A 20,386-nucleotide genomic window follows, 5' to 3' on the forward strand; every position below is an offset into this window, starting at 1 on the left:
CTTCGTGCCGATCCGATGCGCCACGCCGTCTCCCTCTATCTATTGACGCTCGCCACGCTGTGGCTGGCCGTGCCCGCTTCCGGCCAGAGTGCGCGGAGCGAGGATAACCGCCTGCGTCTCGACCCCGGCATCGATCGCCGGACCACGCCCCAGGAACGCGAGGCGATCGAGGGGGCCAAGCCGTCGGATCGCATCACCATCGACGGACAGGTCTATTCGGTCGGCCATAACCCGGACGATCTGGGCCGGGCGCTGTACCTGTCGGTGGCGCGCAAGAACTGGGCGGATGTCCGCCGTTTCCTGCCGCCATATCTAGCGCTGGCCCGCCATGATCCGATGCTGGTTGCCTGGGCGCGCGGTGGCCTCGCGCGCAGTGACGGGCGGATGGGCGAGGCCGAACGGCAGTACCGCGCCCTGCTGGCGATCCAGCCGGACTTCCTGCCGGGGCGGCTGGAACTCGGCCGCGTGTTGTTCGAGAACCGCAAGGACCGGGAGGCCCGCCATCGGTTCCGCGCGATCCGGGACCAACTGGCGGGGCAGGGTGAGCACGCCGCCGGGGTTCGCCGGACGGTCGACACCTTCCTCGCCGCGCTCGACCGGCGGGGCGGCTGGCAGGGCATGATCGCAGCGGGGCCGGGGTATAGCAGCAACCTCAATCAGACCTCCGCCAGCCAGACCTGCCTGCTGGTCGGGGTGGACGGCACCTGCCTGATCGACCGCACCCTGCCACCGGCGATCGCCTCCGTCGGCCTCAATGTCGAGGGGAGCATCAGCCGCCGGATCGCGCTGAAGGGGCAGGGCGGGCTGTTGGCCCGGGCCTTCGTCTATGGCGATCTCTGGCCTGGGCATGGCGCATTCGATCAAGCGACGTTGACCGCGCAGATCGGCTACGACCATCAGACTGCCCGGCGGAGCCTGACCCTGTCGCCCACCATCGACTTGGCGAGCCTGGGCGATCGGCTGCTCTATACCGCGCCCGGCCTTCGCGTTGAGGCGATGGTCACCCCGTCGCCCGACACCGCCCTCCGGCTGGAGGTCGCGCGCCGGGTCTTCGATTATCGGCGGAGCTTCGACGATCTCGACGGTGCGCTGACCGAGGCGTCTCTGACTGGCTGGTGGTCGCGCCCGCGCGGCTGGACGCTGTTTGCCGGTATCGAGGCGGGCGACAAGCAGGCGGGCGCACGCGCCAATGCCTATCGCCATGTCGGGGCGCGACTGGGGGGGGTGCACGGCTTTGCCGACTGGGCCGAACTGACGCTGATCGGGTCGGTGCGGCAGCGCGATTACGGGGCCTATAGCGAATTGCTGGAGGCCGTCCGCCACGACCGAGAGGCGAACCTGACCGCCGTCCTCCGCCTACCCAAGCTGCGCCTCGCCGGGCTGACGCCCAACATCCTTTTCCAGCACAATCGGGTGAAGAGCAATGTCGACTGGCTCTATTCCTTTCATCGTACCGCCGCGAGCATCAGGTTGGAACATGCCTTCTGAGGCCCAGTTCAACGGCTATCGCCAGCCGGTGCAGGCGCGGGCGTTCGGAACCGGGGCGATGGTGGCGACCGGGCTGCTGGGGATCGCGTTGCTCAGCGTCCGGGTGATCGCGCCGCCGACCCCGGTAGCTGACGCCGGGTCGATGGCGGTGTTCGTCGCGGAGGCGATCCCGCTCGATCGGCCTGTACTCGATCCAGCGGAGCCGCTGCCCGCGCCGCCGCCGCCCGATGCCACGCCGTCCCTGCCGACGGCGGCACTCCCGTCCACCATGGCTCCGGTGGTATCCGTGATCGCCGCCCCGTCATCGGTCGGACTGCCCTCCGCCGCGCCGCTGGCTCAGCCTGTGGATGTGGTTGCGCTCCCTTCCTTGCTCTTATCCGGCACGAAGCCGGTCGAAAGCCCGGCGACGACCGCCCCGGCCGCTTCGGCGGTGGCTGCAGCGGCGGACTGGCGTGCACGGCTACTCGGTCATCTCAAACACTATCGTCGCTATCCTCGTCAGGCGGAGGCCGCGCGGCAACAGGGCGTCGCCCGCATCGCCATCACTCTGCACCGTTCGGGCGAGGTGATCGCCGTCGAACTGGTCCATGGCAGCGGCTACCCGCTGCTCGACATGGAGGCGCGGACCACGGTGCGCCGTGCCGCGCCCTTGCCCGCAGTCGATGACGCCGTTCCCGGCGATCCGGTCACCGTCGAGGTGCCGATCGCATTCGCCCTGCACCGCTGACCCTTTCCCGTTCTTCCAGGAGTATCGCCATGACCCCGATCACGTCCCAATCCCAGCCGAGCGCCCCGATGGCCGCGCCCGCCCGGCCGATATCCCGTTCGCAGCGGTTGATGCAGGCCACACGGAGTGCGCATGACGGGCTGGACAACCGAATCATCTCGGCCGAGCCCTTTCAGGACCGCGATCATTATGTCCGGCTTTTGGAGATGCAGTATCGCTTTCATCGCGCCATCGAGGGGCTCTACTCGCGGTCGCTGCCACTCCCGGCGACGCTCGACCTGCCCGCCCGGCGGCGGCTGGACCGCGTGCGACAGGATCTGGAAGATCTGGGTCGGTCGCCGCCGGAGAATAAAGGGTCTCGGCCGTTCCACACTGCCCGGATCGACCCCTCCACGGCGATCGGCTGGCTATGGGTCGCTGAGGGATCGACGCTGGGCGCGGCGTCGCTGTTGAAGCGCGCGGCGGCCCTGGGGCTCGGCGAGACGTTCGGAGCGCGTCACCTGGCCGGGCACCCGGACGGGCGTGCCAAATCCTGGAAAAGCTTCACAGCGGCGGTCGATGCGCTGGACCTGGATCAGGTGGGTGACGCGCTGATGCTCAACGGCGCGCGCGACGCTTTCCTCTATGTGCGGAAACTGGCCGATGACAGCTTTGCGTGAAGGGAGCCGGGTGAGGCGGGCGATCCGGTTCGGCTGGCTGGCGCTGGGGGTATTCTGCGTAGGGTTGGGGATCGTCGGCGCGTTGTTGCCGCTGATGCCGACCACGATCTTCCTGATCCTGGCGGCGGGATGCTTTGCCCGTTCGTCGCCCCGGCTGGAGGCGTGGCTGCTCGATCATCCGCGCTTCGGCCCGACCTTGCGTGCGTGGCGGCGTGACGGAGCCATGAGCCGCCGGGCCAAGGGGATGGCCTGTGGCGGCATGGCGATCGGCTATGCGATCTTCCTCCTGACCGCCCGTTCGAATGCCATCCTGGCCGTCGTCGTGGCATTCGTGATGATCGGTTGTGCGACTTATATCGGCACACGCCCGAACGTTCCATAAAGTACCCCGGCCGCTGGGACGGACGGCTGCGATAAAGTCTGAGATCGGTTTTGAATTGGTCAGGCAAATTCGCTTTACAGCCTTATGTCGCTCGCTAAGCTGGCCGTCCGAAATGGGGAGCGGGCGAGCAGATGGATATCGGCGGTAGGGCATTGCACCATAGGACCTGTCGGCGGTCGTCCCTGATCGGTGCGGTCATGCTGATGGGGGTGGTTGTCGCGACGCCCGCTCACGCCGCGGATTGGGACCTGTCGCGCGCCGGAATCCTCGTTGTCGCCGATGGGCAGGGGACTAGCCGGGTTGCAGCCGAATTGCTGGCTCGCGATCTGGTCAGTCTGGGCGGCAAGCCGTCCGGCATCGTCGAGGACCAAGCGACGTGCGCGGCGACCTGTATCGTGATCGGCACGACGGACTCGCCCATCGTACAGCGGCTGGCCCGGGCGGGCGGTGTCGATCTGTCGCCGCTGCGAGGCGGCTGGGAACGCTATGTCCGTGCGGGGGTGAGCGTCGCGGGGCGGCGCTATCTGCTGATCGCCGGATCGGATGCGCGCGGCGCGGTGTACGGCGTGACCGACCTGTCGCGCGCGCTGGGCGTGTCCCCCTGGGAATGGTGGGCGGATGTCACGCCGCGTCGTCGCGACCGGATTGCCGTGTCCGACCGCACCTTCGTCTCGCGCGAGCCGTCGGTGAAGTATCGCGGGATCTTCCTGAACGACGAGGATTGGGGGCTGGAGCCTTGGGCGGCGAAGACCTTCGACCCGGACAAGGGCAATATCGGCCCCAAGACCTATCAGCGTGTCTTCGAGCTGATGTGGCGGTTGAAGGCCAATACGTTGTGGCCTGCGATGCACTCGGTTTCGACGCCGTTCTTCGGCGATCCGGGCAATGCGCCGCTCGCGAAACGCTATGCGATCGTCATCGGTAGCTCCCATGCCGAGCCGATGCTCCGCAACAATCTGCGCGAGTGGGACGAGGGGAAGCGCGGTGGTTTCGATTTCACGCGGCGGCCTCAGGCGATCCTGGATTACTGGCGCGAGCGGCTGGGCGAGACCAAGGGGCAGGAGGCCTTTTATACGGTCGGCCTGCGCGGGCTGCATGACGGGCCGATGCAGGGGGTGACCACCACGGCGGCGCGGCGCAGCATCCTGGAGGATGTGGTCGGGCGACAGCGTGGGCTTCTGGCCGACACGCTGGGCAAACCGGCGGCGCAGGTTCCGCAACTCTATGTCGCCTATCACGAATTGCAGGAGGCCTATGACGCCGGGCTGACCCTGCCGAGTGACGTCACGCTGATGTGGACCGACGACAATTACGGCTATCTGCGACGGCTCAGCACGCCCGAGGAGCAGAAGCGGCCGGGCGGGGCAGGGGTCTATTACCACCTGTCCTATTGGGGGCGGCCGCACGACTATCTGTGGCTGGGGACCACCCACCCGGCGCTGATCCGCGAGGAGATGGGGCGCGCCTGGGACACGGATGCGCGGCGCATCTGGATGGTCAATGTCGGCGACATCAAGCCGATCGAGTATCTCTCGCAATATTTCCTCGACTTGGCGTTCGACGCCAGGCTGCTGGACCAATCGCCGCGCGAGCATCTGCGCCGCTTCATGGCCGAGCAGTTCGGCGAGGCGGAGGCGGGCGAAATCGCCGATGTGATGATGCGTTTCTATGACCTGGCCTGGCCACGAAAGCCGGAGTTCATGGGGTTCGGCCAGACCGAATGGGTCACGCCCAACCGGCCGAGCGCCTATGTCCAGTCGGACGGCGAGGAAGCGCAGGCCCGGCTGGCGGCGTACCGGGCGCTGATGGATCAGGCATCGGCGATACAGGCGCGTCTGCCGAAGGACCGGCAGGACGCCTTTTACGAACTGGTGCTCTATCCCATACAGGGCGCGACGCTGCTCAACTGGCGCATCCTGTCTCTCGATCTCGGCGAACTCTATGCGCGCGATAACCGGGCAAGCGCGGAGACCTATGTCTTTGCCGCGCGCACGGCCTATATGCGGCTCGCCGAGGCGACCGCCCAGTATAACGCGGCCGCCGGGGGCAAGTGGCGCGAGATGATGGATGCCGCGCCGCGCCGCCTGCCGGTCTTCGACGAGCCCCTGTGGCCCAGTACGGGATGGGGGCTGCAAAGCGGTTGCGGCCTCGGCCTTTGGGGCTCCTGGATCGGGGACGAGAATGTCCTGACCTTCACCAAGGGGGTGCCCGCGACAAGGCGGGTGACGCTCTACACCCGTCAGCCGAAATTTGCCGGTTGGGCCGTCACGAAGCGGCCGGATGGGCTGACCCTGTCGGGGGAACGGGGGCGGCTGAACGTCGACAATGGGTATGAGCAGCGGCTGACCCTGTCCTATGACGGCAAGGGCGAGGTCGCGCCGGTGACGCTTCGCTGCAACGAACAGACGGTGACGATCCACGCGACCGCCTTGACCCCGCCCAAGCTCGATCCCGGCGAGGCGCTGGAGGATGAGCGGCGCGTCACCATGCCCGCGCTGGCGGCGACGTTCGACGCGGACTGGGAAGCGATCCCGGACCTGGGCAGCCAGCGGGGCGCGCTTCGCTCCAGGCTGGCCCTGCCCACCCGCCAATCGGCCGAACAGGGCACCCCTGCCACCTGGCGCTTCGCCACCATGACCGAGGCGGGGGCGAATTTGCGCGTCGTCGCCTTGCCGACGCATCCGCGCGATCCGGCGCACGGCCTGCGCGCGGCGGTGAAGCTGGACGATGGCGCGTGGCAAACCGTCGATTTCGCAACCATCGGCCGCAGCGACCAGTGGCGGCAGAATGTCCTGACCAACACCGCCGTCGCGACTCTGCCGCTCAAGAGCTTTGCCGCCGGGCATCACCGGGTAGCGATCGTGCCGCTCGATCCCGGCCTGATCCTGGATCGTGTTGAGCTGGTGCTCGATGGCGCCCGTCCACTTTACGCGCCTATGCCGGAGACTGCCCGATGACCGTAACCCGCCGCACCCTGCTTGCCAGCGCGGCAGCTGCCCCGGCGCTGGGCACGCCCGCCCTGGCGGCGAACCGCCCCGTGATACTTGATAGCGGCGATGCGCCCGCGCCCTTCGACGCGATGCCCGAGCCGCCTTTCATCTCCGATCCGAGCCTGCTTCGGCTCGATAGCGGCTGGCTGTTCCACAAGGGTGACATCGCCGTGCCGCCGATCCTGGGGCATGAGGAAAGCTATCAGAATGCCAAGGCCGGGATCGCGCAGGGCGCGGCGGCGGTCAGCTATGACGATAGCGACTGGCGTAGCGTCGAGCTGCCGCATGACTGGGCGATGGAGGAGGTGGTCGACCCGAACGCCAATGTCGCGCAAGGGTATCGGCGGCGCGGGATCGGCTGGTATCGCCGCACGCTGAAGCTGCCGAGCGAATGGCGCGGCCGCTATCTGGAGGTGCAGCTGGGCGCGGCGGCGACCAATGCCAAGGTCTGGTTCAACGGTGTCCTCGTGGCGCACAGCTTCAGCGGCTACACCGCGATCCTGATCGACATCACCCCCTATACCCGGTTCGGCGAGGAGGTGAACACGCTGGCCGTCCGCGTCGATGCCGAAACGATGGAGGGCTGGTGGTACGAAGGCGCGGGGCTCTATCGCCATAACTGGCTCGCGGTGCGGGACGGGGTGAGCATCGTTACCGATGGCCTTCACGCCGATCCGCGTCGCGAGGGTACGGGCTGGACGGTGCCGGTCGCGCTGACCGTCTCCAACATCCAGAAGACGGCGGCGACCGTCCGGGCCGAGGCGGTGCTGATCGACCCGGCGGGCCGCACCATCGGTCGGGCGGAGGTGGACGTGACCGTCGATCCGCTTAAGACCGCCGAGGCCAAGGTCACGATCCCGGTTACGTCGCCGCAGCTCTGGTCGGTCGACCAGCCGACGCTCTACCGGGTGGAGACGCGGCTGCTGCACGACGGCAAGGCGATCGACGCCCGCGCCACCCGGATTGGCTTTCGCGAAATCCGGTTCGATGCAGGCACCGGCTTCTACCTCAACGGCGTGGCGACCAAGATCAAGGGCGTATGCGTCCATCAGGACCATGCCGGGGTCGGCGTCGCCATGCCCGATGCGATGTGGGAGTGGCGCGTCCGGCGGTTGAAGGCGATGGGCTGCAACGCGCTGCGCTGCTCGCACCATGCGCCCGCGCCCGAACTGCTCGATGCCTGCGACCGGCTGGGGATGCTGGTCATGAACGAGAACCGCAACTTCAACCCCAGCCCCGACTATCTGCGCCAGCTGGAGTGGCTGGTCCGCCGTGACCGCAATCACCCGAGCGTCTTCCTCTGGTCGGTCTTCAACGAGGAACCGATGCAGGGTACCGAGCAGGGCTATGAGATGGTCCGCCGCATGGCCGAGGCGGTTAAGGAACTCGATACTTCACGCCCCGTCACGGCGGCGATGAACGACGGGATGTTCTCGCCCCTGAACGTCTCGGACGCGGTCGATGTGATGGGCTTCAACTACCAGCATCGCCGCTACGACACATTCCACGCGGCGCATCCGACCAAGCCGATGACCAGCTCGGAGGATACCAGCGCCTTCATGACTCGCGGTGTGTGGAAGACCGACATGGCCGCGCATGAAGTCAGCTCCTACGACACCGATGCCGCCGAATGGGGGCTGACCCATCACGAAAGCTGGCGGATGATCGACACGCGGCCTTTCGTCGCGGGGACGTTCGTGTGGACCGGCTTCGACTATCATGGCGAGCCGACGCCATTCGAATGGCCGACGACCAGCAGCGTGTTCGGCATCATGGACCTGTGCGGTTTCGCCAAGATGGCCTTCCACCTGCGCCGCGCGCAATGGGTGGACGATGCGCCAGCTCTCGCCATCGCGCCGCACTGGACTTGGCCGGGGCGCGAGGGGCAGGCGATCCGGGTAATGGCGCTGACCAATGCCGAGACGGTCGAGTTGCGCCTGAACGGCAGGAGCCTGGGGGTGAAGACGGTCGACCGGTTGGCGATGCCCGAATGGCAGGTGCCCTATAGCCCCGGACGGCTGGAGGCGGTCGGCTATCGCGCCGGGCGCGAGGTGTCGCGCACGGCCGTCGAAACGGCGGGGCAGGCGGTCGCGCTGAAGCTGGTGGCGGATCGGCGCGGGATGCTGGGTACGGGTAGCGACGTCCAGCCCTTCACAGTGATGGCGGTCGATGCGCGCGGGCGGGTGGTGCCGGATGCGGATGCGCCGGTAAGCTTCCGGGTGACGCGGGGTGCGGTGATCGGGGTCGGCAATGGCGATCCGAACGATCATGACTCGGAAGTCGTGCCTGCGCGTCGCCTGTTCCATGGCCTCGCCCAGGCGCTGGTTCGTGCCGAGGCGGGGGCGGGGACGCTGATCGTCGAGGCAACCGCGCCTGGCCTCAAACCAGCGCGCGCATCCGTCCGGGTGATCGCCGCCGAGCCTTTGCCCGCACTGCCTGCGACGCGGCCCGTCGCGATGCTGACCGACTGGAAGCGGAGCGACTTCACCGCGACCCGGCCCGATCCGCTGCGGCGTTATGCGGGCAATGACATGAACAGCCTGGTCTATGCGCGGCCCGGACGGCTGGAGGGGCCGGGCGAGGGCGTGTGGTCGACCTATCGTGCCAGCTTCAAGCCGCGTCGCCGGGTCGCGGAGCAGGGCGGCGCGGTGGTCTTCGCCGAAATCGTCGGCCGGGCCGAGGCCTGGGTCGACGGAGTGAAGCGCGCCGAGAAGACGGACTTTGCGGGCGCGCCGCTCTTGGTGCCGTTTCCGGCCGGGGCGGGCGAGCGGCAGGTGGTGCTGGTCGTGGAGGCGGCGCCGGGCAAGGCGTCCGGCCTGGGGCGGACGATTTCGGTTCGGGAGCGGTGACCCGGGGACGCCTCAGACTTTGAGGATGATCCCCTTGCGATCCAGCACCCAGCCGAAGGCGCAGCAGATCAGCGTATAGGCCAGCGCGCAGAGCAGCGACCCGACCGGCCCCGGCGCGATCGGCTGAAACGCGTTGAGGCCGACCCAGGTGTATAATCCCTTACCATCGACATGGACCAGCTCCAGCACGACGACGAGCAGCTCGGAGAACAGATAGATGGCGAGCGGATTGCGCCCCAGCATCTGGAGGAAAGACCGTCCCACTCTCACGCCGCGTATCTCGACCAGCCACAGCACCGCGCCCAGCAGGATCAGGTCGAGGCCGACGGTCAGCGCGACGAATGAGCCGGTCCACAATTTCTTGCCAATCGGCAGCATCGGCGACAGCAGCAGCGCCACGACGACCAGCCCGGCCCCGATCGCGGCCAGCCGCCCGACGGTCGCCGCGTGCTTGCCCCAACGCTGGATGGCCAGCCCCGTCAGATAGCCCGCGATGACATTGGCAGTGGCGGGCAGGGTGCCGAGCAGTCCCTCGGGATCGAAGCCGTGATCCTTCTTGTAGAGGTGGTTCAGTCCGATCACCCGCAGGTCGAGCAGCGTACCCGCATTCCTGTACCGCCCGAACGCCTCGCCCGCCGGGCTGAGGCCGACCAGGATCGCCCAGTGCGCGACGACCAGACCGATCGCGACCATCACCAACTGGCTGGGCTTCAGATAGCGCGCGCATAGCGCCCCCAGCAGATAGCAGAGCGCGATACGTTGCAGCACGCCGGTCAGCCTTGTGTCGGCAAAGGGCTTGGCGACCCAGCTGCCGTCCGTCTGATGGGTGACGAAGGGGAACCAGTACATCAGCACGCCGAGCAGGAAGATCAGCGCGGCCCGTTTGAACACCCGGCGCAGGAAGACATGCTCGGGCATCGGCCGGGTCAGCGCGAAGCTCATCGCGTTGCCGACCGCGAACAGGAAGCTCGGATAGATCAGGTCGGCCAGCGTGAAGCCGATCCACGGCGCATGCTGCAACTGGTTGAAGGCCCCGCCCGCGCCCGCCGTGTTGACCACGATCATCAGGAAGATGGTCGCGCCCCGGAACATGTCGAGCGAGGCGAAACGCTCGGGTCTGGCGGTCATGGTCGTCACCGGGCGGTCTCCTGCATCAGGGCGCGGGCCTCGGCCACCGGATCGGCGGGGGCGCTGGCCTTGTAGGGGCGGGGATCGGCGACCCAGGCCTTTTCCCAGTCGAGCAGTTTGGCCGTAAACGCCGCATCGTCCACCGGCCGCTTGGCGAGCGCGGCGGCGCGCGCCTCGGTCAGATAGGCGGTCCAGCGTGGCAGGTAATAATCGGCATACATGCCCGCCCAGGCCTTAGACGCATAATCGCCCAGATGGCCGCGGCCGCCCCAGATCGTCACCTGCGCCTTGGCATTCTGTTCATAGGCGATCTTTTCGGCAGGCGTATCGCCATAGGCCCGCGCATCGGCGATCCAGCTGGCGAGGCTTTCCTGCTGTCCGCCGATCAGATGGTCGATGGCAAGGGCCAGCGCCTTGACCCGCGCCGTCTGTCGGTCGCCGGTCGCGACATCGCCCTTGTGATAGGCGGCGACGGCGGCCTTTACGCGGTCGTCCAGCGACAGGCTGGCGGCGTGTCGGGTGAGGTCGACCAGATCATAGCGGTAGAGTGGACTCTTGCCGTAAGCGGGCGCGAGCTTGAGCATCGCCGCTATCCCGGCGCGCAGCTTCGCGCGGTCGCCCGGCTCGGCAGGATAGGTCGGCGCATCGGCGGCGGGGCGCTTGAAGAAGAGATACGCGCCCGCCCGCTCGTTCCACCAGCGCGGCGTCCAGTAGCGCACGTCATAGGCACCCGCGACCACGTCCTGCCACGCCGCGACCATCGCCGGATCGCTCCGGCCATAGCGGGCGGCGGTGTAGTGGCTCAGCCAGGGGCCGAGACCCATGTCGCCGCCCGGCCAGGCCGCGTCATAGGCATAGTCATAGACAAGGCTGTTATTGTGCAGCCCCTCCGGGAACATGCCGAAGCCGCGCACATTCCCGCGCCCCTTGTCGGCGAACATCGCAGCCACGTCGCGGCGATAGAAATCGGGCGCGCCATAGACCGGGTTGCTGCCGCCATAATTATGGACATAGCCATATACCCAGCTCTTGCCGTCGAAGCCGTTCGTCGTCTTCCAAATGCCGGGATAGCGGTCATTGCCGATGTCGAGGATCAGCATTTTCTCGTCCGGCACGTCGCGCAGGAAGGCGGCGATCGCGTCGGGCGTCCAGAATTTCTTGTCCGCCCCGAACAGCCAGCCCTGCATCACCCAGGTCGCCCCCGGCGCGGCGGCAGCGATCGAGGCGTAAAGCCGCTGGCCATAGGCCGCCAGCCGCGCGTCGCGTACCGCGCGGGGCAGCGCGGCCGCCTTGGTCGCGGCGTCGAGTGCGGGCGTATTGGCGGTCGCGTCGCCATATGTTGCGTGAGCGGTGTCGCTGCCATCCTCGGCGATGGGCGGCACCATCTCGTTGAAGGCGTCGGCGAGATAATATTGCCCCGGCCCGTATTCGGCGGTGTAGAGTTGCAGGAAACGCTTGGCGAGCGGGGCGAACAGCGGATCGGACGGGTCGAGCCAATAGGTGCCCTCGAACCCCTCCCAGGATCGCATCTTGTAGATGCGCGCATGTGGGTGCGCCTCGGCAAAGGCCTTGGGCACATACCCGGCGAAGGCGGGCAGGATCGGCGTCATGCCCAGGTCGCGCATCCGGGTCAGGATACGCTTTTGCAGCGCGTGCTTCTTGTCGATCCACCCCTGTGGCAGGGGCGCGCGATAGCCCTCGATATTGCCCATGCGCTGCCATGGCAGGAAGGCGGGGCCGGAGAAGTGCTGCGCCAGTTGCGCCTCGCTCAACCCCTGTTCGCGCCAGAGCTGGCGCCAGACATAATCCTGCCCCTCCATGGCCAGCGGCATGTCGACGCCGTGCACCGCCATCGCGTCGATCTCGCGTTCCCAGCGGGCCCAGTTCCACCAGGGCGTCGTATAGCCGAAGGTGCAGGTGTTGAGGTAAGCGCGGACGTTGAAGGGGGACGACACCCAGCCACTGTCGCCGGGTGCCAGTCGGGACATCGGGCCGACGCGATTGCCCTCCCAGCTGACCGCCAACCGTCCTTGCGCGTTCAGTATCGCCGCCGCCCCGCGTACAGCCGCGACGGGAGAGGAGGCTTCGACGTTCAGCCGGTCATGATCGACCCGCACCCGGTAGCGCGGGTCGGCGGCGGGGCGGATCGTCACCGCCACCTGCCGCTCGGGCACACCCAGACGTTGGAGCGCGGCCCGCGCCGCCTGCCCGCTATCGCCCTGAGCATGTACCGCCGGGGCGGCGAATAACAAGGTGCCGATCAGGCCGAGCGCTTTGGAAGAGGTCATCACGGACGGCATTGTCCCCGGCAAAATGGCAAAAGGGAAGGGCGGACCGGCCCGCACGGCCGTCCGCCCTCCAGGGGGGAGGTTTAAAAGCGCGTCGACGCCGACAGGTAGACGGTGCGACCCGTCCGGCTGGCGAGCTGGAAGGTGTTCGCGTTGGTCTGATAGGCGTCTTCGTGCGTGTTGTTCAGGTTGATGATCCCCGCCGTGAAGCTGAGATAGCTCAGCGGATTGAAGCCCAGCGCCAGGTCCATCTGGGTGCGCGGGCGTACGACATGGGTCAGGCCGCCATTGACGAAGAAGCTCGATGCCGCATCCTGCACGTACGAACTGCGGTGGTTGACCGACAGCCGCACGCTGAACATCTCGTTTTCCCAATAGGGCGTCAGGTTCCAGGTCAGCTTCGACAGGTCGCGCAGGTTGAAGCCGGTGCCGATCGCGCTGGCATCGGTGTCGACCACGGTGACGTTGCCGACCGCACCGAAACCCTTCACCGGCAGGATCATGTCGAAATTCTGCGATGCCGAGAGTTCCAGGCCCTTGATATGGATGACCCGGTTGTCGTTCAGCACCCGGCTGAAGCTGTAATCGGTCTTCAGATCGGCCGACTGGCAATCGCTGACCACGCCGTTCAACGCCACGCCGTCGAACGAGCTGGGGCAGTAGAATTGCGTGAAGGTGCCGTTCTTCACCGCCTTGTAGAAACCGGCGATGCTGATCGAGTTACCCTTGCCGTGATAATATTCCAGGCTGATGTCCAGCTGGTTGGCGGTCAGCGGCTTCAGGCGGCTCTCGCCTTGCGCCACCGAGACGCTGGGGCGCAGGCTGGTGGTAACGCGGGTGATGGTGTCGGCCATCTGCGTCTGGCTGTTGAGCAGCGGACGGACCAACACCTTGGCGGCGGCGATGCGCGCGACGAGCTGCGGCGTCAGGTCCAGCGCGAAGCTGGCGCTGGGCAGGACGTTGCCATAATCCTGCACGACATGCTGCTGGCCGAGCAGGATGGCGTCGCTGCCGGTGCCGTTGGTCAGGCTGCTGGTGACGTTCTGGTGCGTATGTTCGTAGCGGACGCCGACATTGCCGCGCACCGGCAGGTTGAAGATCGTGCCGTCGATATTCGCCATCGCGTAGACGGCCGGGATATAGCGGTCGACCTTATAGGTATTGGGCCAGTCGGGCGTGTCGGGCACGGAAATGCCCTTGTCGCGCAGGATCTGCTGCCACAGCGGCGCATTGACCGACAGGAACGAGCTGGGGATGCCCATCGACCCGCCCAGGAAGTTGTTCACCAGGACGCCGGTCTTCGACAGGTCGGGAATCCAGGCGAATTCTGGATAGGTCACGGGATCGCTGACATCGGCGTCGCGGTCGTGGCGATACGCCTTGGTGTCGAAGCTTTCGTGGTGATATTTCGCGCCGAAGACTAGCGCCTTGATCCCGTGCCAGTCGAGGTCCTGGGTTAGATCGGTCTGGATCGCACGGTCGCGGGCCGACTGGACATGCGTCGCGCCGTCGACAAAGGCGTACCAGGTTCGGTTCGCCATATTGTAGATCGACCCGTCGGTCAGGCTGGCGGTGTTCCAGCGGACATTGAACGGATCGGAAATGTCGAGCGTGCCGCCATTCGCGAAGCGCACCTCGTCGATCGTCGCCCATTCGTACAGCTTGGCATCGCCCTGGGTATAGTGGCCGATCGCGCGGATATGGGTGGTGTCGGTCGGGCTCCAGTTGACCGTGCCGGTATAGGCCTGGGTCTGGAGCTTGCGCAGTTCGGGCTGGTCGTTGTTGTCGACGTTGAAGTTGCTGATCGCGATCTTGTCGGCGATGCCGTTGGCGGTGTTGTTGACCGTCACCGCCGAGGCGGCCCAGCGGCCGAACACCATCTGGCGCGTGTCGTAACGGGTATGGTCGCGCGAATATTCGCCCTGCAGCAGGACCTCGAAATTGTCCTGCGGCTTCCACTGGATCGCGCCGCTGCCCATCAGCTGTTCGGTGTCGCGGTCGATCCGGCGATAGCGCAAATTGCCCGGCACCTGGACATCCGAAGCACCCGCCACCGCACCCGGCTGATACCAGTTCTTGATGAACAGATAGTCGCCGCGATCCTTCAGCTTCTGATAGCCCAGGTCGAGCATGACGCCGATCGTGTCGTCGGCGAAGCGCTTGATATAGGCGGCGTTGACCTTGGGCGTCACATCCTTGCGATAGTCGGAATAATAGCCCTTGATCCCGGCGATGAAGCTGGGGCCCTTATAGGCGAGCGGCTTGACCGTATCGATGTTGACGGTGCCCGCCAGGCCGCCTGTGTCCATGTCGGCGGTCGGCGACTTGATGACCTGGATCGCGCTCGCCAGATCGGTCTGGATGATGTCGTAGCGGAAGCCGTCCTTGAAGTCGGCACTGGCGAAGGTCTGGCCGTTGATCGTGGTGCGCGCATATTGCGGGCCCAGGCCCCGGATGCTGATCGTGGACCCGCGTCCGTTGATGTTGGACATCTGGACGCCCGCAATCCGCTGGATCGCCTCGGTCACGTTCTGAGCGGGAAACTTGCCGATATCCTCCGACGAGATGCCGTCGGTGATACGGATGTCGTTGCGCTTGGCGGCAAGGGCGGAGGCGATGCTCTGGCGATAGCCGGTGACGGTGATTTCGCTCTGGCCAGTATCGCCCGCCGTGTCGGCCTGCGGCGTCGTCTGCCCGGTGGTCGCCGCCCCCGTCACGCTCGCGGTCATGGTTTGGGCCAGGGCCGGCGCCGCGCCCATCGACATGGCCAGCCAGGCGGTGGTGAAGGCCGTCGTGTGAAGCAGGCTTTTGCGCCGAGGATTCGACGCGCCGCAACGCGGAGACTTGATCATGCTGTTTCCCTCCCTCTTATCCCGGCGCGGGCACATCGCACCGGGCTTCCCCGAGACTTGCCGGAAAGGGCCTGCGTGATCGGCGCGAAGGCCAAGCGGCACCGTTGGCCGGAACGGACAGGCCGTTCACGGACCGGGTTGGGGCCGGACCATTTGCTGCGCCGGTACGCGGAGCCTTTTCCTGATCCCTAGCCCACCTGACCGTCCGGGCTATGGCCCGTATTCGACAAAGGGGCGCAAAGGACCGAAAATGTCGTCCTGCATCGCCGTGTTGTAATCTTATGGTCTTATCGGTGACATGGAATGGTCATGCCTGTCAATGGATGCAAAAAGGGTTTCGTTGAAAAATTGGTCGGGCCTCTTGCTGCCCGAAAAAGGCGACGCAATTACAATGTGTTAGCGTGATGAACTTTATGTCACATTGTCGGAAGAACGCCTCGGTCCCCTCGACCAGAGGGCATACAAATATCCAAACTCGGCGGAATCGATCGCTGAAAGGACGAGTCCGAATTGGTATTGCGGGAATTGGCTAAGCCAATTCGCCAGCCGAGGCCGAGATTATCGGGTGCGCTTGGTCATTCCGTTTGGTCGCCCCAGCCAAATGGTCGTGCCATCATCGGCTACGGGCAGATCGAACAGCGCGCCAATGAGCGTCAGGCTTTCGACAGGGCGATCCAGTCGAAAACGCCCGTTGAAGCTTTGCTGTGCAAGGGCGGGGTCGGTCAACCGGATCGGTCGCGCACTGTAGCGGCCCAGTCGGGCTACGGCATCACCAAGACGAATGGAATCGCCGCTCAGCCAGCGGTCCTGCCATCCCTGATAGGAAGCGATATCGAAGGCATGTATGGAGATGGGTCCCGCACCCGCTTCCGCCCAATGCCCGGCGGTGACGACGGCGGCGGGCTGACCCGGAACGGTCAGGCTCACCCGGCCACGATAGACACGCAACTCGCTGTGGCCCGCGCCGCGATCGACGCTGAAATTGGTGCCGAGCGCGACCATCTGACCCTCCGGCGTCGACACGGCGAAGGGGCGGGTGGTGTCGTGCCGTACCTCGAACCGCGCGGCACCACTTTGGAGCGTCAAGTCGCGAGCGTGGCCTGAAAAGGCGATAGCGACGCGTGAGGCGGCGTCCAGCGTCATGGCCGACCCATCGGGCAGTGCGACTTGGCGCTGCTGGCCGGTGGTCGAGGCATAGACCCGCTCGACGGACGGCTCGCCGGTCGTGGCGAGGTGCCAGATGAATGGCGTCGTGACACCCGCTGCCAGCGCAGCCGCCAGACCCACCGCGATACGCCGCCGGGGCGGCCCGGCGATCGTACGCGTCCAATTACGCGATCGATGCCGTGGCAGAGCGACCGCAGGGGGCCGCTCCGCTTGCTCGACCGCTGCAAATAGCGCGGGGTCGCCGAGCAGTCGCACCATGCGCGACAACGCGTCCCGGTGCGCGGGCGAGCGGTTCAGCCATTCGCGCAACTCCTCGCGCGCTTCGGGCGACAGCGTGTCGAGGCGGTCGGCCCAGTCGGCGGCTTCTTCGAGCAACGCGGCGGGATCAGTCATGGCGACGCGCTCCGCGCACGGGCAAGTCGTCGATACATCCATCCAGGTCGATCATCGCGCGGACCAGATGCTTCTTCACCGCCTCGATGCTCAGGCCCATTTCCTCGGCGATTTGCTGGCGGGACTTGCCCTCTATATGCCGCTCGACAAAGACCGCGCGGCGCTGGGCGGGCAGGCGGGACAGGGCGGTCTGGAACCGGTCGAACCGCTGGCGATAGTCGAGGATCTGGTCGGCCAACGGCAGCGCGCAGGCGATCTCGGGATCGACCGGGCCGACCTCCTCGGCTGTCCGCCGCCCGCGATTGTGGATGACCGAGTCCGCCACGCGAAAGGCATAGGCGAGCGGTTGTTCGATCACCTGTCTGCCTTCCTGCTCGATCACTCGCATGATCGCCTCCTGCACGATATCCTCCGCCTGTTCGGGTTCGCGAATGCGTTTGCGGACATAGGTCAGCAGGCGCGTCCGCCCCTCGACCGCCCAGGCGATCGGATCGCTCATTCGGTGTCGTTCAGGAAGAGCCGGTTGCAGGGCATCCGGGGACAATCCTCAGTAAAAAAGATCCGCGCCGCACCCGGCGGGGTACGGCGCGGCAGACCCAGATACTCAGGCGGCACCAGGTATCAAGCTCATTCAGACGGTGCGGATCAGAAGGTGACCCGCACACCACCCAGCAGCGTCGTGCCCGAACGGGTCACGACATAGAGCCGCTTGGTGCTGTTCGAATATTGCTTCTCGCGCTGGTTGGTCAGGTTGATGCCGTTGAGCGTCAGCTGGACGTTCTTCGTGACCGAATAATGCGCCGACATGTCGACATAGACCGTGCCCTCGAACCCGGTCACGTCCTGGTCCGGGCCCAGCGCGGTCAGCACCGGCGAGGCGCTGAAGATATAGCCGCTGCGGTAATTGGCCGAGACGCGGGCGTCGAACGCCTTGTCCTGGTAATAGAGGGTGGCGTTGGCGTTGTACTTGCTCAGCCCCTCCAGCGTGGTCGGGATGCTGCCCTGGTAGATTTTCGAATAGTCCAGCCGCGAGTCGACATAGGTGAAGTTCACCGCCGTGCCCAGCCGGTCGAAGGGGGCGGGCAGGAACTTGAAGTCGGTCTGGCCGGACAGCTCGATGCCGAACAGATTGGTCTTGGCCAGGTTGACGGGGCGCGAATAGCTGTCGACCACGGTCGAACCGGTCACGCCCGGATAGACATTGTCGGGCAGGCCCGTCTGCGAATAGGGCGCGTTGTTGATCGTCTGGGTCGAGATATACCCGTCCAGCGTCTTGTAGAACAGTGCGCCCGCGACATAGCCGACCGAGCCGAAATAATATTCGGTCGAAATGTCGAAGTCGGTCGACTTGTAGGGGCGCAGGTTCGGGTTGCCGATCGACACGGTAACATTGCCATTGTCGTTGGTGACCGAGCCATTGACCGCGAGCGCGCCGAGAGCCGGGCGATTGATGTTCTTCGACGCGGCGAAGCGCACCATCAGGCCGGGGTTCAGCTCGAAGATGAAATTGGCGGCGGGCAGCACGCCTTCATATTCGCCGCGCACGGTGACGGGGCCGACATTGGCCGTGCCCTGCGACGTCACGGTCGTGCGGTAATAGCGTGCGCCGATATTGCCGCGGAACGGCACGCCGCCCAACATGTGGTTCCAGTCATATTGCGCAAAGGCCGCGCCGGTCCGTTCCTCGACCGCGAACACGCCGAGCGGGTTGGTCAGATATTGCGACCGGTTGATGCCCAGCGTCTGGAGCATCTTGGGGAAGTCGACGATCGTCCAGGACTGGCCGCTATAGCCGTTATAGGTCTTGGCATAGGCGCTGGGGTTGGCGTTGACCTTGCCCGACACGAAGCCGCTGGTCCCGATATTGTCGGCTTCGGCGTAATAACCGCTGTTCGCGAAACGCCGCCATTCGCCACCGACGCTGATCGTATCGTCGGACGAGACCTTATAGTCGAAGCGTCCCTTCACATTGTCGAACGCCGAATCCTGGTACGTGTTGTTCACGTACAGCCGCTTGGCGTGCCAGAAATTGGGGTCGGTCGTGTTGAACTTGTAGGTGTTGACCAGCGAATAGGTGCTGCCGCGATAGTCGGAGATGACGTCGCCGAACCCTTCCAGCGTGAACTTGTCGTTGACCGGCATGTCATAGCGCGACCGCTCGACCCCGCCCAGCCAGGTGAAGGTCAGCCCGTCGACGAGTTCCGCATCGCCGCTGAGGACGGCCTGCTTGAAGACGTTCTTGGTGTTCTGGATACGTGTCTCGGTCGAAGCCTTGCCGCCCGACACGTCGAGATAGGTCACTTCGTTACGGCCGTTCCACTGGATCGCGTTGACGCGCGAGTTCGGATAGACGGTGCCCGCAAAGGTCTCACCGCCGCCGAGCCAGGTCGAGCTGCCACCGCCGCGCGAGGCGAGGTGGGTCTCGAACCGGTCGCCCTTGAACTGGCCGTACAGCCCGTCGAGCGTCACATGGACCTTGTCGGTCGGTGCCCATTGCACCGAGGTCGTCAGGCCGATCCGCTCCTGTTTGCTGTCCCACACCGACAGGCGGTTGCCGCGCGCAAACAGCAGGTCGCCCGAATTGATCTTGGCCTGCTCGGCGGCGGTCAGCGCGCTGATGTTGCTGCCATTGGCCTTGTTGCGGCGCCAGCGATAGGTGTCGAAGCCCTCTTCGCGGGTGTTGCGGCGGCTATAGGCGCCCGACACCAAAATGCCGAAATTGCCCCAATTCTTGGAGATGAGGCCGGTCAGGCGCGGCTGGAAATCGCGGGTCAGCGTGTTAGTGCCGCCCTGCGCGGATAGCGCGATCTTGGTGCCCTTATAATCGAAGGGGCGCGCGGTGAAGAGGCCGACGGTGCCCGCCAGACCGCCTTCGGTCTGCTGCGCCTGGTACGACTTCTCGACATCGACATGGTTGAACAGTTCGGCGGCGAACAGGTTAAAGTCGAAGGCGCGGTCACGCGTCGTCTGGCCGCGGCTGTCCTGCGGCGAGTCGACATTGCCCAGCACTTCCATGCCGTTCAGCTGCACGCGGGTGAAATCGGGGCCCAGACCGCGCAGGGAGATGCGACGCCCCTCGCCAGCCTCGCGGTTGATCGCAACGCCGGGCAGGCGCTGCAGCGCTTCGGCCAGGTTCAAGTCGGGAAAGGCGGCGATGTCGGATGCGGCGATCGAGTCCTTGATGATCGTCGCATCCCGCTTGGAATTGCGCGCCTGCGCCAGGCTGGTGCGATAGCCCGTCACGACGACTTCGCCGCCCGTATTGGCCGCCGCGCTCGTGTCCTGTTCCTGCGCCCAAACCGGTTGCGCAACACACAGCGCGCTCGACGCCAGCAAGAGCGTCCGCTTGATACCCATCACGAAATTCCCCCACGACAAAAAGCATGTCACTCGCCCGGCCAAACGGACGATCGCGGGGAAGACGGGCGCGGCCGGCAAACGGGGACAAGGAAATTTGTAAAAG

At 65.9% G+C, this 20,386-nt stretch carries 12 protein-coding genes; 6 read left to right on the plus strand and 6 right to left on the minus strand.

All coding sequences use genetic code 11. The features are described 5' to 3' along the window. Nucleotides 1-15: 15 nt before the first annotated feature. The 6 genes from SSA01S_RS05515 to galA all read left to right on the plus strand — a co-directional run bounded on the left by SSA01S_RS05515 (nt 16) and on the right by galA (nt 9,095). The gene (locus SSA01S_RS05515; RefSeq protein WP_061779561.1) at nt 16-1,488 is read left to right on the plus strand and encodes a surface lipoprotein assembly modifier; all 1,473 of its coding nucleotides are present in this window, start codon (nt 16-18) and stop codon (nt 1,486-1,488) included. Then, nucleotides 1,478-2,215: an energy transducer TonB gene (locus SSA01S_RS05520; protein WP_061779562.1), complete on the plus strand. Its 738-nt coding sequence runs from the start codon at nt 1,478-1,480 to the stop codon at nt 2,213-2,215. The genes SSA01S_RS05515 and SSA01S_RS05520 overlap by 11 nt, the downstream gene beginning before the upstream one ends. Nucleotides 2,216-2,244: 29 nt before the next feature. Continuing rightward, nucleotides 2,245-2,874, plus strand: coding sequence for a biliverdin-producing heme oxygenase (locus tag SSA01S_RS05525; protein ID WP_240954725.1), 630 nt, complete (start codon nt 2,245-2,247; stop codon nt 2,872-2,874). Beyond that, the gene (locus tag SSA01S_RS05530) at nt 2,858-3,256 is read left to right on the plus strand and encodes a YbaN family protein (RefSeq protein ID WP_082794943.1); all 399 of its coding nucleotides are present in this window, start codon (nt 2,858-2,860) and stop codon (nt 3,254-3,256) included. The genes SSA01S_RS05525 and SSA01S_RS05530 overlap by 17 nt, the downstream gene beginning before the upstream one ends. Nucleotides 3,257-3,453: 197 nt before the next feature. Further along, entirely contained in the window at nt 3,454-6,213 is a 2,760-nt protein-coding gene (locus SSA01S_RS05535; protein WP_206378963.1) for a glycosyl hydrolase 115 family protein, read from the plus strand. Beyond that, complete coding sequence (gene galA / locus SSA01S_RS05540; RefSeq protein WP_061779564.1) at nt 6,210-9,095, plus strand: beta-galactosidase GalA; 2,886 nt, start codon at nt 6,210-6,212, stop codon at nt 9,093-9,095. The genes SSA01S_RS05535 and galA overlap by 4 nt, the downstream gene beginning before the upstream one ends. Before the next feature lie 12 nt (nt 9,096-9,107). Here the strand turns inward: galA and SSA01S_RS05545 are convergent, their stop codons facing one another. From SSA01S_RS05545 to SSA01S_RS05570, 6 genes are all read right to left on the minus strand, one after another. After that, on the minus strand, nt 9,108-10,223 hold the full coding sequence (locus tag SSA01S_RS05545; protein WP_061779617.1) for an acyltransferase family protein: 1,116 nt from the start codon (nt 10,221-10,223) through the stop codon (nt 9,108-9,110). Between the two features lie 5 nt (nt 10,224-10,228). Next, entirely contained in the window at nt 10,229-12,511 is a 2,283-nt protein-coding gene (locus SSA01S_RS05550; RefSeq protein WP_240954726.1) for an alpha-N-acetylglucosaminidase, read from the minus strand. Between the two features lie 83 nt (nt 12,512-12,594). Beyond that, the gene (locus SSA01S_RS05555) at nt 12,595-15,363 is read right to left on the minus strand and encodes a TonB-dependent receptor (protein ID WP_061779566.1); all 2,769 of its coding nucleotides are present in this window, start codon (nt 15,361-15,363) and stop codon (nt 12,595-12,597) included. Between the two features lie 558 nt (nt 15,364-15,921). Next, nucleotides 15,922-16,923: a FecR family protein gene (locus SSA01S_RS05560; protein ID WP_061779567.1), complete on the minus strand. Its 1,002-nt coding sequence runs from the start codon at nt 16,921-16,923 to the stop codon at nt 15,922-15,924. Then, complete coding sequence (locus SSA01S_RS05565; protein ID WP_058733278.1) at nt 16,916-17,422, minus strand: sigma-70 family RNA polymerase sigma factor; 507 nt, start codon at nt 17,420-17,422, stop codon at nt 16,916-16,918. Before SSA01S_RS05565 ends, SSA01S_RS05560 begins: the two co-directional genes overlap by 8 nt. A gap of 146 nt (nt 17,423-17,568) precedes the next feature. After that, nucleotides 17,569-20,280 carry a TonB-dependent receptor gene (locus SSA01S_RS05570; RefSeq protein WP_156477673.1) on the minus strand — a complete coding sequence of 904 codons (2,712 nt, stop codon included), beginning with the start codon at nt 20,278-20,280 and terminating at the stop codon, nt 17,569-17,571. Nucleotides 20,281-20,386: the final 106 nt, after the last annotated feature.

The organism is Sphingomonas sanguinis NBRC 13937 (assembly GCF_001591005.1).
GTDB lineage: Bacteria > Pseudomonadota > Alphaproteobacteria > Sphingomonadales > Sphingomonadaceae > Sphingomonas > Sphingomonas sanguinis.